13 protein-coding genes and 1 riboswitch are annotated in these 15,037 nt (G+C 68.3%); of the genes, 8 read left to right on the top strand and 5 right to left on the bottom strand.

What is annotated here, in order from left to right; translation table 11 throughout:
• The first annotated feature begins 22 nt into the window (after positions 1–22).
• The 3 genes from LGM42_RS29330 to LGM42_RS29320 all read left to right on the top strand — a co-directional run bounded on the left by LGM42_RS29330 (position 23) and on the right by LGM42_RS29320 (position 3,330).
• Positions 23–1,054 carry an ABC transporter ATP-binding protein gene (locus tag LGM42_RS29330; protein ID WP_059573919.1) on the top strand — a complete coding sequence of 344 codons (1,032 nt, stop codon included), beginning with the start codon at positions 23–25 and terminating at the stop codon, positions 1,052–1,054.
• A gap of 84 nt (positions 1,055–1,138) precedes the next feature.
• Positions 1,139–1,963: a phosphodiesterase gene (locus LGM42_RS29325; protein WP_060313420.1), complete on the top strand. Its 825-nt coding sequence runs from the start codon at positions 1,139–1,141 to the stop codon at positions 1,961–1,963.
• A gap of 167 nt (positions 1,964–2,130) precedes the next feature.
• A complete protein-coding gene (locus LGM42_RS29320; RefSeq protein WP_059573921.1) occupies positions 2,131–3,330 on the top strand; it encodes an MFS transporter in 1,200 nt (399 codons plus the stop codon).
• Positions 3,331–3,381: 51 nt separating this feature from the next.
• Here the strand turns inward: LGM42_RS29320 and LGM42_RS29315 are convergent, their stop codons facing one another.
• The 5 genes from LGM42_RS29315 to LGM42_RS29295 form a co-directional block, all read right to left on the bottom strand.
• A complete protein-coding gene (locus tag LGM42_RS29315) occupies positions 3,382–4,572 on the bottom strand; it encodes an EamA family transporter (RefSeq protein WP_226234090.1) in 1,191 nt (396 codons plus the stop codon).
• Between the two features lie 300 nt (positions 4,573–4,872).
• Positions 4,873–6,261, bottom strand: a complete 1,389-nt coding sequence (locus tag LGM42_RS29310) for an RICIN domain-containing protein (protein WP_226234089.1) — start codon at positions 6,259–6,261, stop codon at positions 4,873–4,875.
• A gap of 765 nt (positions 6,262–7,026) precedes the next feature.
• The gene (locus tag LGM42_RS29305) at positions 7,027–7,815 is read right to left on the bottom strand and encodes a molybdopterin-dependent oxidoreductase (RefSeq protein ID WP_060313416.1); all 789 of its coding nucleotides are present in this window, start codon (positions 7,813–7,815) and stop codon (positions 7,027–7,029) included.
• Between the two features lie 27 nt (positions 7,816–7,842).
• Positions 7,843–8,475, bottom strand: coding sequence for a cytochrome b/b6 domain-containing protein (locus tag LGM42_RS29300; protein ID WP_226234088.1), 633 nt, complete (start codon positions 8,473–8,475; stop codon positions 7,843–7,845).
• Positions 8,476–8,551: 76 nt separating this feature from the next.
• The gene (locus LGM42_RS29295) at positions 8,552–8,824 is read right to left on the bottom strand and encodes a pentapeptide MXKDX repeat protein (RefSeq protein WP_226234087.1); all 273 of its coding nucleotides are present in this window, start codon (positions 8,822–8,824) and stop codon (positions 8,552–8,554) included.
• 269 nt (positions 8,825–9,093) lie between these two features.
• A riboswitch (TPP riboswitch) is annotated at positions 9,094–9,210 on the top strand.
• Between the two features lie 124 nt (positions 9,211–9,334).
• Between LGM42_RS29295 and thiC the strand changes: the two genes are divergently transcribed.
• The 5 genes from thiC (at position 9,335) to LGM42_RS29270 (ending at position 15,037) form a co-directional block, all read left to right on the top strand.
• Positions 9,335–11,266 (top strand): phosphomethylpyrimidine synthase ThiC, encoded by a 1,932-nt coding sequence (thiC, locus tag LGM42_RS29290; protein ID WP_059573925.1) that lies wholly within the window; start codon positions 9,335–9,337, stop codon positions 11,264–11,266.
• A gap of 232 nt (positions 11,267–11,498) precedes the next feature.
• Entirely contained in the window at positions 11,499–11,711 is a 213-nt protein-coding gene (locus LGM42_RS29285) for a glycine zipper 2TM domain-containing protein (RefSeq protein ID WP_011545020.1), read from the top strand.
• 216 nt (positions 11,712–11,927) lie between these two features.
• Entirely contained in the window at positions 11,928–12,182 is a 255-nt protein-coding gene (locus LGM42_RS29280) for a hypothetical protein (protein ID WP_059573927.1), read from the top strand.
• 140 nt (positions 12,183–12,322) lie between these two features.
• A complete protein-coding gene (locus tag LGM42_RS29275; protein ID WP_226234086.1) occupies positions 12,323–13,249 on the top strand; it encodes a DMT family transporter in 927 nt (308 codons plus the stop codon).
• Between the two features lie 507 nt (positions 13,250–13,756).
• Positions 13,757–15,037, top strand: a complete 1,281-nt coding sequence (locus tag LGM42_RS29270; protein WP_226234085.1) for an EAL domain-containing protein — start codon at positions 13,757–13,759, stop codon at positions 15,035–15,037.

Here is a 15,037-nt window from a genome sequence, read left to right as displayed (position 1 = left end):
CTGTGCTGACTTTACCGATCCCATGAAACTCGATTCCACGCCCATCACCCTGACCGGCTGCGCGAAGACGTTCCGCGGCACACGCGTGCTCGAGCCGCTCGACCTGTCGATCGGCGCCGGGGAAACGCTCGTGCTGCTCGGGCCGTCCGGCTGCGGCAAGACGACCACGCTGCGCCTGATCGCGGGCCTCGACACGCCGGACGCCGGCGGCACGATCGCGTTCGGCGACGACGACGTGACCGCGCTGCCGATCGAGCGCCGGCAGGTCGGCATGGTGTTCCAGAACTACGCGCTGTTTCCGAACCTGACGGTGCGCGGCAACGTCGGCTACGGGCTGAAGATCCGCAAGACCGCGCCGCGCGCGTTGCGCGAACGCGTCGACGAACTGCTCGCGATGATGCGGCTCGACGCGCATGCGGACAAACCGGTCGATCAACTGTCGGGCGGCCAGCGTCAGCGCGTCGCGCTGGCGCGTGCGCTCGCGGTGCGGCCGCGCGTGCTGCTGCTCGACGAACCGCTGACCGCGCTCGACGCGAAGCTGCGCGACGTGCTGCGCCGCGACATGAACGCGCTGCTGCGCGCGCTCGGCGTGACGACCGTCTACGTGACGCACGATCAGGCCGAGGCGATGGAGCTCGGCGACCGGATCGTCGTGATGGGCGCGGGCCGCATCGAGCAGATCGGCACGCCGCGCGAGATCTACTACCACCCCGCGAACCGCACGGTCGCGCACTTCATCGGCACGCTGAACCGGCTGGCGGGCCAATGGCGCGACGGGGCGCTCGCAACGACGGGCGGCGCGATCGTCACGCCGCATGCGGCCGACGAATGGTTCTTCCGCCCCGAGGACGCGCAACTCGCCGATCCCGCGCACGCGCCGCTGCGCGGGGCGGTCGGCGCATGCGCGTTCCTCGGCGAGCGCACGCGGCTCACGATCGAGGATGCGGCGCCCGACGCGCTCGTGATCGACGTACCGGGCCGCATCGCGCTCGCGCGCGGCACGGCGGTCGGGCTCACGATCGCGCCGGAAGGCCTGATCGCGCTCGGCGCGTAAGCCGCCGATCGGGCATCATGCATGCAGCCCCCCACGACGGCGCACGCCGCCGCGACAACAACCAGACGATTCCGAGGAACGACGATGCTGCTTGCTCAAATCAGCGATCTCCACATCAAGCGGCCGGGCCAGCTCGCGTACCGGCGCGTCGACACCGCGGCCGCGCTCGCGCGCTGCATCGCGAAGCTGAACGCACTCGTGCCGCGCCCCGACGCCGTGCTCGTCACCGGCGACCTGACCGACTTCGGCCACGATGAAGAGTACGGCAACCTGCGCGGGCTGCTCGCGGCACTCGAGATGCCGTACTACCTGATGATCGGCAATCACGACGACCGTGCCGGTCTGCGCCGCGCGTTCGCCGATCGCGCCGAGTTGCAGGACGGCGAATTCGTGCAGTACGCGCTCGACGTCGGCGCGGTGCGCGTGCTCGCGCTCGATTCGCAGGTGCCGGGCGCGAGCCACGGCGACCTGTGCGACGCGCGGCTCGCGTGGCTCGCCGCGCAACTCGACGCCGCGCGCGCGCAGCCGGTGATCGTCGCGCTGCATCATCCGCCGTTCGTGTCGGGCATCGGCCACATGGACAAGCTGCGTCTCGCACCTGGCGCCGCGGCGAAACTCGATGCGCTGCTGCGCGCGCATCCGAACGTCGAGCGCGTGCTGTGCGGCCACGTGCACCGCACGATGTTCACGCGCTTCGGCGGCACGCTCGCGTGCGCGGTGCCGTCGCCCGCGCACCAGGTCGCGTTCGACCTGCGGGCCGACGCGCCGTCCGCGTTCCGGCTCGAACCGCCGGCGTTCGCGGTCCACCGCCATGCGCCCGATACGGGGATGACGTCGCATCACGTGTATATCGACGAAGGCGCGGGGCCGTATCCGTTCTACGAGCCGACGGGCGAGCTGGTCGACTGACCGATGTGAAGCGCGGTGACGGGCGACGGCAGGCCCGTCGCGCCGGCTTGCCGCCGGCAGGATTCGCGTCGCTCCGGTATGATCGGCAGCCTCGACCGGCGCCCGGCCTGCCGACGCATCCGACGCGTGCGCCGCCTGCCGCGCCGCCCCACTCCGTTGCCGCCGCCATGTCCACCGCCTCCACCGACCGTCCGACCGACGCCGCCTCGCCCCACTACTCGCGCAGCCTGCTGTTGCTGCTCGCGACGATCGCGGGCGTGTCGGTCGCCAACATCTACTACAACCAGCCGCTGCTCGACAGCTTCCGTGCGACCTTTCCGGACGGCGCGTCATGGATCGGCGCGGTGCCGACCGCGACGCAGCTCGGCTATGCGGCCGGCATGTTCCTGCTCGCGCCGCTCGGCGACCGTTTCGATCGCCGCGGGCTGATCCTGCTGCAGATCGCCGGGCTGTCGATCGCGCTGATCGTGGCGGCCGCCGCGCCGTCGCTGGCCGTGCTCGCGGTCGCGAGCCTCGCGATCGGCATCCTCGCGACCATCGCGCAGCAGGCCGTGCCGTTCGCCGCCGAAATCGCGCCGCCGGCCGAACGCGGCCACGCGGTCGGCACCGTGATGAGCGGCCTGCTGCTCGGCATCCTGCTCGCGCGTACCGCCGCCGGCTTCGTCGCCGAGTATTTCGGCTGGCGTGCGGTGTTCGCCGCCTCGGTCGCGGCGCTCGTCGCGCTCGCCGTCGTGATCGTGCTGCGGCTGCCGCGCAGCTCGCCGACGTCGACGCTGTCGTACGGCAAGCTGCTCGGCTCGATGTGGCATCTGGCCGTCGAATTGCGCGGGCTGCGCGAGGCATCGCTGACGGGCGCCGCGCTGTTCGCGGCGTTCAGCGCATTCTGGCCCGTGCTCACGCTGCTGCTCGCCGGCGCGCCGTTCCATCTCGGCCCGCAGGCAGCCGGATTGTTCGGGATCGTCGGCGCCGCGGGCGCGCTCGCCGCGCCCTATGCGGGCCGCTTCGCGGACACGCGCGGCCCGCGCGCGATCATCTCGCTCGCGATCGCGCTGCTCGCGCTGTCGTTCGTAATCTTCGCGCTGTCGGGGTCGAGCCTCGTCGGGCTCGTGATCGGCGTGATCGTGCTCGACGTGGGCGTGCAGGCCGCGCAGATCTCGAACCAGTCGCGCATCTATGCGCTGAAGCCCGACGCGCGCAGCCGCGTGAACACGGTGTACATGGTGTGCTACTTCATCGGCGGCGCGCTCGGCTCGTCGGCCGGCGTCGCCGCATGGCGCGCGTTCGGCTGGACCGGCATGTGCGCGGCCGGCCTGCTGTTTGCGGCGCTCGCCGGCTGGTCCCACCACCGCGGCGGCCGGCGCGGCTGAGCGGGATCGGCTGCGGCTGCCGCGGCTGCTGCGGCTGCGGCTGCGGCGGCGTCACGCGTCGGTGCGCGCGGCGGCCGGCTCGGCGGCGGCGGGCGGCGGCGCGAACGCCGGGGCCGGGTCGATCACCGCGCCGGGATCCATGACCGCGGCAGGCGTCGGTACCGCCAACGGGACGGCCGAAGGCGCGAGAATCGGCGCCGGATCGGGTGTCGCCATCGGCGCGGACGGCGGCGAAGCATCGCTTGTGAGCGCCTGCTCCACCGCCGCGGCCGGTGAAGTGGCGGCCGAGGCGGTGGCCGTCGCAGCCGCGGGCCGACGCGCCGGATCGAACACGAACGACAATCCGACGCTGCCGAGAATCGCGACGGTCGCGACGACGGTCGCCATCGTCACCGGTTCGCCGAGCAGCAGCGCACCGAGCGCGACCGCGACGATGGGATTCACGTACATGCAGCTGCTCGCGATGATCGGGCTCGTATGGCGGATCAGATAGCCGTACGCGACGTACGCGGCCATCGTGCAGAACACCATCAGGTACACGAACGCGAACACCGACCCGACGGCCAGTTGTTCGACGCGTTCGCCCAACAGCCACGCGACGATCGTCGACATCAGCCCGCCGAGGCCGATCTGCAGCGACGTCGACAGGAACAGGTCGGACGGCAGCTTGAGCCGCGTCGCGAGATGCGCGCCGCCCGCCCAGAACAGTGCGCCGGCCAGCACGCAGATCGTGCCGAGCGCCGAGTTCGCGGCGGCCGCGCCGCCCGAATTCAGCACGACGATGCCGACCATCCCGAGCGCGACGGCCGCCCATTCGCCCTTCGCCACCGGCCGCCCGGCGACCGCCGCGATCACGGTCGCGAACAGCGGCACCGTGGCCACCATCACCGCGGCCGAACCGCTGCTGACCGTGCGCATGCCGAGCGCGATCGTGCCGGACGACAGCGCGACGAGCATCGTGCCGACGATCGCCGAGTTGCGGATTTCCAGCAGCGTCGGCCATTCGGGCTTGCGCCGCAGCGCGAAGATGAACAGGCCGACCCCACCGAGCAGGTTGCGCAGCCCCGACAGCAGCAGCGGCGGAAATGACTGCAGCGCGAAATGCAGCCCGCTGTAAGTCGAGCCCCAGACAAAATAGATGAAGACGAGCGCCAGCGCCACGCGACCGCCGCGGCTTTGGGGCAGGCGGATCCGGAACGAAAATCGGGCGAGGAAATCGAGAAGGCGGTCGAGCGGTGTCATTGCGCTGCCCGCCCGCACGTCGCGGCGCGTGCTCCGCGGAAAGACGCCGGCAATGCCGGCAAACGGTCCAGGCGGAACCGGGAAGGCAGAGCAAACGTGCGGAACGACATGGCAGTGCGAACGGCGACGAAAAAGAACCGGCAAGCGGCGGCAGAGGGACAAAAAAAAACGCGCGCAACCGTTTTCGGTTGCGCACGCTCGGCATTATGGCATCAAGGATTCGAAAGCATCGTCAGACCTGTCCGAAAGGATCGGGAGTGACGTTTCGGCGCGACACCCGGCGTGCCGCGCCCTTCCCGTCTACCGCGCCAGTTCGACCTGCACGACCGCGCCGCTCTCGTCGGCCGACAGCACGGTGATCCGGCGTCCGGACACCGTATCGACGATCGACTTGCCCGGCATCAGCGGCGCGTCCTTCATGCCGTCCGCGCTGCCGGGCGTCGCATCGACGAGGGTGTTCTTGATGCTCACGGTGTTCGGGTGGCGCATGATCCGCACCGTCACGCCGTTGACGAACGGCGACGTGTCCGGCCAGTCCTCGAACGTGCCGCGCTTGCCCGCGTCGAGCTGCGGACGGCGGAATTCGAGCACCAGCGCCGAGCCGTCCCCACGCGGCAGCCGGTAGCCCTGCTTGCCCGGCAGCGTGCTCCACAACGGCGCGAGGCGATACGTGCCGGGCTTGACGATGGCGGGCACGTCCTCCTCGGAAAGCCAGCCGGTAAACAACTGGTAATCGACCGGATACATCCGCCGGCCGCCACCGCCCACGGTATCGGTCGGATCGTCGATGCCGCCCGTCACGCAGCCGTTGCCGATCACGACGGCGCCATCCTTGACCGGGCAGTGTTGCAGCGAATCGGGGTGGTGTACGCCGAGCCCGTGCCCGAACTCGTGCGTCCACATCCAGTACCCATGCCCGGAGCCGTTCGACAGGATCCACGCGCCCGGGCTCCCGGCCAGACCTGAAAATCTGCATTCGCGGTTCGACGGGAAATCGACGAACAACAAGTTGAACTTGCCGGCATCGACGCCGCGCGCCTTCGCCGCGGCCTTCGCCTGCGCGCGAATGGCGACCGAATCGCACCCCTTGGGGAAATCGCCGAGATCCACGTCGGTCAGCATCGTGCCTTCGATCCCGAACTTGCCGCGCGATGCCAGCTTGAGGTAGTGCGCGAGCGACGAAAAATCGTCGCCGTCACCGAATACCGCCTTGCGGATCGGCTCGGCGGGATTCGCCGTCTGGCCCGTAAAGCGGCCCGTTATCAGCAACACGCGATCGGTGCCGCCCACCCTGCGCATCAGGGTCGGCACTTCACCTTCGTAGGTCCAGCGTGCGGCGGGCTGGCCAGCCTCGGGCAGCATCGCGAGCGCGTCCTCCGTCGCCTGCAGCGCGGTGCCTTTGTTCGTATCGGCCCAGTGCTTGTTCAGCATCGTGAACGCGCCGTTCGGATCGAGCATCGCCGCACGCCACAGCCGCGTCGTCGGGTAATCGGCGCCGCCGCACGACGACATGCTCACCGCGCCCGGCGCGACAGGCGCCGCACGCAGGCAGACGTCGCGGCTCTGCGATGCGGCCAGCACGTTCTTCACCCTGAAGTTCTCGTTGTTGGCCCGCTCCATCCGCCAGCGCTGCGCGTCCGATCCCGAACAGGCCGCGAACCCGACGGACACGCCATCGACAGTCGACATCGTGAGGCAACGCTCACCGCCTTGCGCGAGGTTGCGGATGGCGAAGCTCGTGTCGATGGGTGCTGGCGGCGGTTCGATTGGGGGTGGTTCCACCGGGGGTGGTTCGACCGGCGGAGGCTCGACTGGCGGAGGCTCGACTGGCGGAGGCTCGACTGGCGGCGGCTCGACTGGCGGCGGCTCGACCGGCGGCGGCTCGACCGGCGGCGGCTCGACTGGCGGCGGCACAACCGGTGGCGGCACAACGGTCGGCGGCTCGCCGGGCACCTCCTCGGGCAGCGTGGGCGCAGGATCGGCCAATTCGACGTCGCCCGGCTCCGGACGCGGGCTCGCGTCCTCGATCTGCACGACCTCGGACGAATCGTCACCGCCGCAGGCCGACAACGTCAAACCCGCCAGCAGACAAAATGCTCCCAACGGCAAACCACGCCGAAAAAATACAACATTCATGCTAATCGACTCACCGCGAATAGGAAAAAGGAAGGCGCAGCCGCACACGCATCACACCGTGCGCGACCAGCGTTACTCGACCTGTCATTCGCGATTCGAATAGCGAATAGGTTAAATTCCGCTGCTGCCAGATACATACGTCAATTGACGCCGATCTCCCGCGAGGAGACCGGCGCGACGAGAAAATTATAAAATTCGACGTATTCGGCAAACAATCGTACAAGTACTAAATTGCGACCCTCATTAACGCCATGAAATTCGACCTTTACCGATCTTTTTCGAGATAAGTCGCCAGTCCATCGCGCGATGCGGCCCACATCACGATCCGCCGAACCAGTTGTAGCCCTGATCGACCCAGTAGCCGCCCGGGAACGTATCGGTCACGAAGATTTCCATGATGTGCTTCGGGTTCTTGTAGCCGAGCTTGGTCGGCATCCGAAGCTTCATCGGGAAACCGTACTCCGGCGGCAACTGGCGGCCGTCGTATTCGAACGCGAGCAGTGTCTGTGGATGCAGCGCGGTCGGCATGTCGATGCTTTCGTAGTAGTCGTCCGCGCACTTGAAGCCCACGTATTTCGCGTGTGTGTCCGCGCCGGCGCGCGCGAGGAATGCCCCGAACGGCGTGCCGCCCCAGCGGCCGATCGCACTCCACCCTTCCACGCAGATATGGCGCGTGATCTGTTCCGCATGCGGCAGCGCGCGAAGCTCCTCGAGCGTCCACACGCGTTTGCCCGTTACACGACCGGACAGCACGAGGCGGTAGGTCGATTCGTCGACGTGCCGCACTTCGTCGATCCCGTAGTACGCGTTGAACGGAAACGGGCGCGTGATGTCGGCCTCGGTGTAGGTCGGCGCGAGCTGGTTCGGGTTGAACAGCCACGCCTGCACGCGATCGTTCATACGCGACACTTTCTCGAGGAACGTGTTGACCGACGCGTCGTCCTGCAGCGTGCAGCCGGTCAGCATCGCGAGGCCGCCGAGCGTCAGCACGCGCCGGTTGAAGAGCCGTCGCGACGGCATCTCGAGTTCGCGGCGCACGTCGAGCTCGAGCGACTTCCGGTCCAGCGTCCAGCGCGGCTCGCCGCGGTTTTTTTCGGATTCCGACATGATGATTTCCTTCGCCCGCGAAGCGGGTCAGCGGCCGCGCAGCATCGCGAGCAGCGAGCGCGGCACGAGCAACGCCATCGCGACATGGACGACGACGAACGCGACCAGCAGCGACATCGCCCAGAAATGCACGATGCGCGCATTGTCGTAACCGCCGAACAACTCGCGCAACAGCGGGAATTGCACCGATTTCCAGATCGTGAGCCCCGACAGCACCAAGACGACGAGATCGACGATCGCGGTCAGATACGCGGCACGTTGCACCGCGTTGTAGACGCTCAGGTCGCCGTGCGACAGCCGCCCGCCGAGCGCGGCGCGCACGTCGCGCCACACCGACGCCGGCGTCACGGGCAGCAGCTTGCGTGCGAAGCGTCCCGTCGCGATCGCCATCGCGAGGTAGAACAGGCCGTTGCCGACCAGCAGCCACATCGCCGCGAAATGCCATTGCAGCGCACCGCCGAGCCAGCCGCCGAGCGTGATGCCGTGCGCGAACGTGAACGACGGATAGATCGGCGACGCGTCGTAGATGCGCCAGCCGGACAACGCCATCAGGATCGCCGCGAGCGCGTTGAGCCAGTGGCTCACGCGCACCCACCGCGGATGGATCGTCGGCGCGGGCGGCGGCGCGCTCGCGCGATCCGTGACAGGGACCGTTTGCATGATGAATACTCCCGGGATGATGTGGCGGGACGCGACGCGCGCCGGTGACCGGCTGGTCGCGCCCCGCACGCATTCGTTAGTTCGACGGGCTCATGGCGTCCTTCTTCATCGCGTCGTCCTTCTTCATCGAATCGTGGCCCATCGCGTCCTTCTTCATCGCATGCTTCTTCATGCCGTCCTTCTTCATCGCACCGTCCTTGGCCATCGCGTCGTGGCCCATCGCGTCCTTCGACATCGACATGCCGTCCTTCGACATGCCGTCCTTCGACATGGCGTCGTTCTGCGCATGGGCCCCCGTTGCGATCGTGGCAAGTGCGGCGATACAGGTGGCGAGGAATACGTTTTTCATGACATCTCTCCGATACATGGGTTAAGGAGCCGAATAGACGGAGCACATCGCCGGAAATGACAGCGACGTCAAAAAAAATTCTAGACGCCGAAAATGAAGACGCGAATGCCGCACCCCCGGGCGCTATCCGGCCCGGCGGGAACGCCGCTCGGCACCCGCGATTGCTGCGGCGCACCCTGCCCGGTTCGCCGACAGCGATGCGGCCATCGCCCGGCGGTATCCGCGCCGCACCCGGTTGAAACCACCGCCAAGCCGGTGTATCGTGTGCGCTGCTAACGCGGGGGTCCTGCAATGCGTTCGGTCAAACAACCGGCATTGCGGGTGAGAAATACCCTTTGAACCTGATCTGGATAATGCCAGCGCAGGGAAGCGTACGGATTTCGCCGCCATCCCTCTGACGAGACCCGCCGCCTCACCAAGCCTTGTCTCCTGCTTAGCTCGAGCCCCACATTCGTCAAGGGCTCCGGGCAAGCGCCGAAGCGCCTGTCCGGCGCCCGCACAGGAGATTGCATGAACGCCAATCCGAAGTTTCTGTCTGCCGACGCCCACGTCGACGCCGCCGCCGTCGCCCCGCTGCCCAATTCGCGCAAGGTGTATGTCACCGGCTCGCAACCCGACATCCGCGTGCCGATGCGCGAGATCACGCAGGCCGACACGCCGACCGGCTTCGGCGGCGAGAAAAACCCGCCGATCTACGTGTACGACACGTCGGGCCCCTACACCGATCCGGACGCGAAGATCGACATCCGCGCGGGCCTGCCCGCACTGCGTCAGCGCTGGATCGAAGCGCGCGGCGACACCGAAGTGCTCCCCGGCCTGTCGAGCCGGTACGGCCTCGAGCGCGCGGCCGACCCGGCCACCGCCGACCTGCGTTTCCCGGGCCTGCACCGCAACCCGCGCCGCGCGCAGCCCGGCAAGAACGTCACGCAGATGCACTACGCGCGTCAGGGCATCATCACGCCGGAAATGGAATACATCGCGATCCGCGAGAACCAGCGCCGCGCCGAATACATCGAGAGCCTGAAGTCGAGCGGCCCGAACGGCGCGAAGCTCGCCGCGATGATGGGCCGCCAGCACCCGGGCCAGGCGTTCGGCGCCGCGGCCTTCGGCGCGAACGCGCTCGCCGAGATCACGCCCGAGTTCGTGCGCGACGAAGTCGCGCGCGGCCGCGCGATCATCCCCGCCAACATCAACCACCCGGAATCCGAGCCGATGATCATCGGCCGCAACTTCCTCGTGAAGATCAACGCGAACATCGGCAACTCGGCCGTCACGTCGTCGATCGGCGAGGAAGTCGACAAGATGACGTGGGCGATCCGCTGGGGCGGCGACACGGTGATGGACCTGTCGACCGGCAAGCACATCCATGAAACGCGCGAGTGGATCATCCGCAACAGCCCGGTGCCGATCGGCACGGTGCCGATCTACCAGGCGCTCGAAAAGGTCAACGGCAAGGCCGAGGACCTGACCTGGGAAATCTTCCGCGACACGCTGATCGAACAGGCCGAGCAAGGCGTCGACTACTTCACGATCCACGCGGGCGTGCGCCTGCAGTACGTGCCGCTCACCGCGAACCGGATGACGGGCATCGTGTCGCGCGGCGGCTCGATCATGGCGAAGTGGTGCCTCGCGCATCACAAGGAAAGCTTCCTGTACGAACACTTCGAAGAGATCTGCGAGATCATGAAGGCGTACGACGTGAGCTTCTCGCTCGGCGACGGCCTGCGCCCCGGCTCGATCTACGACGCCAACGACGAAGCGCAGCTCGGCGAACTGAAGACGCTCGGCGAGCTCACGCAGATCGCGTGGAAGCACGACGTGCAGGTGATGATCGAAGGCCCCGGCCACGTGCCGATGCAGTTGATCAAGGAGAACATGGATCTCCAGCTCGACTGGTGCAAGGAAGCGCCGTTCTACACGCTCGGGCCGCTGACCACCGACATCGCGCCGGGCTACGACCACATCACGTCGGGCATCGGCGCCGCGATGATCGGCTGGTTCGGCACCGCGATGCTGTGCTACGTGACGCCGAAGGAACACCTCGGCCTGCCGAACAAGGACGACGTGAAGGAAGGCATCATCACGTACAAGCTCGCCGCGCACGCGGCCGACCTCGCCAAGGGTCATCCGGGCGCGCAGGTGCGCGACAACGCGCTGTCGAAGGCGCGCTTCGAGTTCCGCTGGGAAGACCAGTTCAACATCGGTCTCGACCCGGACAAGGCGCGCGAATTCCACGACGAGACGCTGCCGAAGGATTCGGCGAAGGTCGCGCACTTCTGCTCGATGTGCGGCCCGCACTTCTGCTCGATGAAGATCACGCAGGACGTGCGCGAGTTCGCGGCGCAGCAGGGCGTGTCGGAAACCGAAGCGCTGAAGAAGGGGATGGAGGTCAAGGCGGTCGAGTTCGTGAAGACCGGCGCCGAGATCTACCATCGCCAGTAAGCACACGCCGCGAGCCGCACCGGCTCGCGGCGCGATGCACGACGCCCGCTTTCGAGCGGGCTTTTTTGCGCATGCCGTGTGCCTGCCGGGCGAAGCGAAACAATTGATTACGAAACCGCGCGAGCCTTAACAAGTCCTTACAGCAGCAGCGCGGGACGGCGCGTAGATTGGGGACATGCACGGTCGCCAGCCGGTCGTGCGCCTTCCGTTCACTACCACAAGGACAACGATCATGAATTCGATTCGGCGTTTTGGGGTATGCGCGCTCCTGGTCGCGACAGTGGCCAGCCTGTCGGCCTGCGATTCGATGTCGCGGCGCCAGCGCGATACGGCAATCGGTGCGGGTGTCGGCGGCGTCGCCGGCGCGGCGATCGGCGGCAACGCGCTGTCGACGCTGGGCGGCGCGGCGGCCGGCGGCATCATCGGTAACCAGGTCGGCAAGTAAGCCAGCCGACATCGGCCGTGGGCGTCGTCGCCCAGCCGCAGGCCCGGCGGTTCAACGGCGTTTCCGCAGTGCGGAAGCGCCGTTTTCGTCTGTCGTGCCGCAAGAGCGCGGCCGCTGCGCCCGGAAATGATCGGTTACCGTTTCTCATACCGTGTCATCGGTACCCGGCCTAAGCTTCAGGTATCTGCCGATAGCCGGCTCCGCCGGAGACACATCATGAACAGAACCTTCGTCGCCTCGGCGCTTGCCTGCGCGACGCTTGCCGGCTGCTATTACCCGTACGCCTACTATCCCGGAGGCTATTACACGGCGGCGCCGGCGCCGGTACAGCCCGCGCCCGTGTACGTCGATCCGGCCCCCGCCTATTACTATCCGGCGCCTGCGTATGGGCCGGCGTGGGGCGGCTATTGGGGCCCGGCACTGTCGCTCAATTTCGGCTTCGGCGGACGCGGCGGCTGGCGTCATCGCTGATCGGCCGCGCCGCGCGTGGCCGCCCGCCGCCGGGCACGACCGGCGACGTTCCCGTTTCTTGTCGTTTCATCCGATCGTGAAACGACGGTGTGGTAACGCAGTGTAAGATCCTCGCATCCCGTCCCCGCCCTCGCCGATCGATGTCGCCCAAAAACGCTTTCCTGCTGACCGTGCTCGCCGCCCTGTGGGGCGCGTCCTTCCTGTTCATCCGGATCGGCGTGGTCGATTTCGGCGTCGCGCCGCTGATGGCGCTGCGCGTGGGCATCGGCGCGCTGTTTCTCGCGGGCTTCGCGCTGACGCGCTTCAAACCGGCCGATCTCGGCACCCGGTTGCGCCGTCATGCATGGCCGCTGTTCGTCGTCGGCGCGCTGAATTCCGGCATCCCGTTCTGCCTGTTCGCGTTCGCCGAGTTGACGCTGTCGGCCGGCGTGACGTCGGTGATCAACGCGACGACGCCGCTGTGGGGCGCGCTCGTCGCTTATCTGTGGCTGAAGGACAAGCTGTCGCTGCCGCGCGCGCTCGGCCTCGTCATCGGGTTCGCCGGCGTACTCACGCTCGTGTGGAACCAGATCGCGACCGCGCACGGCGACACGGGCGCCGGCGCGACCGCGCTCGCCGCGGCGGCAGCACTCGGCGCGACGCTGCTGTACGGCATCGCGGCCAACTATACGAAACGCAACCTCGGCGGCGTCGATCCGCTCGTCAACGCAGCGGGCAGCATGATCGGCTCGACCGTGCTGCTGCTGCCTTTCGCGATCGCGACGTGGCCGGCCGCGCCGATCGGCGTGCACGCATGGGGCGCGGTGCTCGCGCTCGGCGTCGCGTGCACGGGCATCGCGTATTTCATCTTCTTCCACCTGATCGCGCACATCGGGCCCGCCCGCGCGATTACCGTGACGTTCGTGATCCCCGTGTTCGGCCTGCTGTGGGGCGCGCTGTTCCTCGGCGAACACGTGTCGGCCGTGATGATCGAAGGCTGCGCGATCGTGCTCGTCGGCACCGCGCTCGCGACCGGCGTGATCAAGCGGATTCCCGGCGGCCGGCCCCGCGGCGGCGAAGCGGCCTGACCATCGGCACGCCGGGCGTGCACGGACCGTCGCCGGCCGCCCGCTGGCCGCAGCCCGCCGCGCGGCAATGGCGATGACGGCGCGCCGCGGGTTGGCCGACATGCCGCCGATCGCACCGCGGCGCGGCGCGCGGGCATTCGTCTCATTCGTCTGACAGCGGCGGCCGGCCGCCGGGATTCCCCGTATCGGGCGGCAACGACGCACGGTCACGCCCTGTCGCGGGATGCTCGCCCGCCGCCGCGGCGCGCTTCGTTTCGCGACGATCATGCACCGTACGCACGCAGGCGGCGCGGGCGGCCGCGCCGCCGCCCGCGTGCCGGAATCGCGGTGTAGCGTTTGCGTCTGGAGTTACCCTGATACGCGCGCCGCGGCAATCCCGTTACACTCGGGACACTTATCCGCAGAAGGCAGTCTCGATGCCCCACGTTCTTTCGCGTCCGCCTGCGCATGCGGCTGCATCGGCGTGGCGGAGTGTCGACGCCCCGCCGCCCGCGCCCGGGCATTGACATGAAGCCCACCCGAGACCTGTCGCTCGACGCCCTGCTCGAACGCCTCACGCCGACACCCCACGGCTGGCTCGCCACCTATCGCACCACGACCTTGCGCAGCGTGTTCCAGCCCGTGCTGTCGATCACGCACAAGCGCGTCGTCGGCTACGAGGCGCTGCTGCGCGTCGTCGACGGGAACGGCGCGCTGGCGTCGCCCACCGCCCTGTTCGACAAGACGCGCGGCGACGCCGACGCGCTGCTGCTCGACCGGCTCGCGCGCTGCCTGCACACGGCCAACTTCGTCGCGCAGGGCATTGGCGACGGCTGGCTGTTCCTGAACGTGACGCCGCGCGTACTCGATACGGGCCTCGTGCAGCGCGAGTTCGTCGAGGCGCTATGCCGGCATTTCGCGCTGCCGCCGAACCGCATCGTGCTGGAAGTGGTCGAGCAGCCGGCGCGCGACGAAGCCGCGCTCGCCCGCACGATCGACATGATCCAGCATCGCGATTTCCTGATCGCGATCGACGATTTCGGCACCGGCTTCTCGAACTTCGACCGCGTGTGGCGGGCGCGACCCGACATCGTGAAGCTCGACCGCTCGCTCGTCGAGCGTTCGACCAGCTCGGCCGAGGATCGCCGCATCATGCATCACCTCGTGTCGATGCTGCACCAGGCCGGCGCGATGGTGCTGGCCGAAGGCGTGGAAAGCGACGACGCGTTGCAGGCGCTGATGGAAGCCGACATCGATTTCGTGCAGGGTTTCCGGTTCGGTCAGCCCGATGCATCGATCGCGCACGCGAGCGCGGCGGCACCCGCGATGCTCGACGCCGCGTGGCGGCGCTTCATCGCCCGCCGGCACACGCCGGTGGCCGCCGGGCAGCCGGGCTTCGACGCGATCGAACGCCTCGTGCTCAGCGGCGCGGCCGCGTTTTCGGCGAGCGGCAACCTGCAGGACGCCGCGCAACGCGTATTCGCGGTGCCTGCCGCACGTCGCGTGTTCGTCACGGACGAGACGGGCGAACAGTTCCTGCCGTCGATCGGCGCCCCGCTCGACGATAGTCAGGCAAGCGCGACCCGCCTCGCCCCGCTGTTCCCGGAAACCCACAGCAACTGGTCGCGACGCCCGTATTTCCAGCGCGCGATCGCCGCCCCCGGGCGCGTCGCGCTGATGGGCCCGCACTTTTCGCTGACGGAAGGCCGCGACTGCTATACGGCCGCCGTCGCGATCCGCGCGCAGAGCCGGCTCGTCGTGTTCTGCGTCGATTTCGTGCTCGACAGCGCCGGAACCGTGATGCGGTAG

The sequence above is a fragment of the Burkholderia sp. AU39826 genome (assembly GCF_020419965.1).
Classification (GTDB): domain Bacteria; phylum Pseudomonadota; class Gammaproteobacteria; order Burkholderiales; family Burkholderiaceae; genus Burkholderia; species Burkholderia semiarida.
The sequence above is the reverse complement of the archived record's forward strand: the minus strand, read 5'-3'. Positions and strand labels throughout refer to the sequence as shown.

What these genes read in the sequence shown, in the direction of transcription:
- LGM42_RS29275 (WP_226234086.1), top strand. Translation starts at nt 12,323, where the DNA reads ATGTCGCCCAAAAACGCTTTCCTGCTGACCGTGCTCGCCGCCCTGTGG.
- LGM42_RS29285 (WP_011545020.1), top strand. Translation starts at nt 11,499, where the DNA reads ATGAATTCGATTCGGCGTTTTGGGGTATGCGCGCTCCTGGTCGCGACA.
- LGM42_RS29325 (WP_060313420.1), top strand. Translation starts at nt 1,139, where the DNA reads ATGCTGCTTGCTCAAATCAGCGATCTCCACATCAAGCGGCCGGGCCAG.
- LGM42_RS29305 (WP_060313416.1), bottom strand. Translation starts at nt 7,815, where the DNA reads ATGTCGGAATCCGAAAAAAACCGCGGCGAGCCGCGCTGGACGCTGGAC.
- LGM42_RS29280 (WP_059573927.1), top strand. Translation starts at nt 11,928, where the DNA reads ATGAACAGAACCTTCGTCGCCTCGGCGCTTGCCTGCGCGACGCTTGCC.
- LGM42_RS29295 (WP_226234087.1), bottom strand. Translation starts at nt 8,824, where the DNA reads ATGAAAAACGTATTCCTCGCCACCTGTATCGCCGCACTTGCCACGATC.
- LGM42_RS29310 (WP_226234089.1), bottom strand. Translation starts at nt 6,261, where the DNA reads ATGTCGACTGTCGATGGCGTGTCCGTCGGGTTCGCGGCCTGTTCGGGA.
- LGM42_RS29330 (WP_059573919.1), top strand. Translation starts at nt 23, where the DNA reads ATGAAACTCGATTCCACGCCCATCACCCTGACCGGCTGCGCGAAGACG.
- LGM42_RS29270 (WP_226234085.1), top strand. Translation starts at nt 13,757, where the DNA reads ATGAAGCCCACCCGAGACCTGTCGCTCGACGCCCTGCTCGAACGCCTC.
- LGM42_RS29300 (WP_226234088.1), bottom strand. Translation starts at nt 8,475, where the DNA reads ATGCAAACGGTCCCTGTCACGGATCGCGCGAGCGCGCCGCCGCCCGCG.
- thiC (WP_059573925.1), top strand. Translation starts at nt 9,335, where the DNA reads ATGAACGCCAATCCGAAGTTTCTGTCTGCCGACGCCCACGTCGACGCC.
- LGM42_RS29320 (WP_059573921.1), top strand. Translation starts at nt 2,131, where the DNA reads ATGTCCACCGCCTCCACCGACCGTCCGACCGACGCCGCCTCGCCCCAC.
- LGM42_RS29315 (WP_226234090.1), bottom strand. Translation starts at nt 4,572, where the DNA reads ATGACACCGCTCGACCGCCTTCTCGATTTCCTCGCCCGATTTTCGTTC.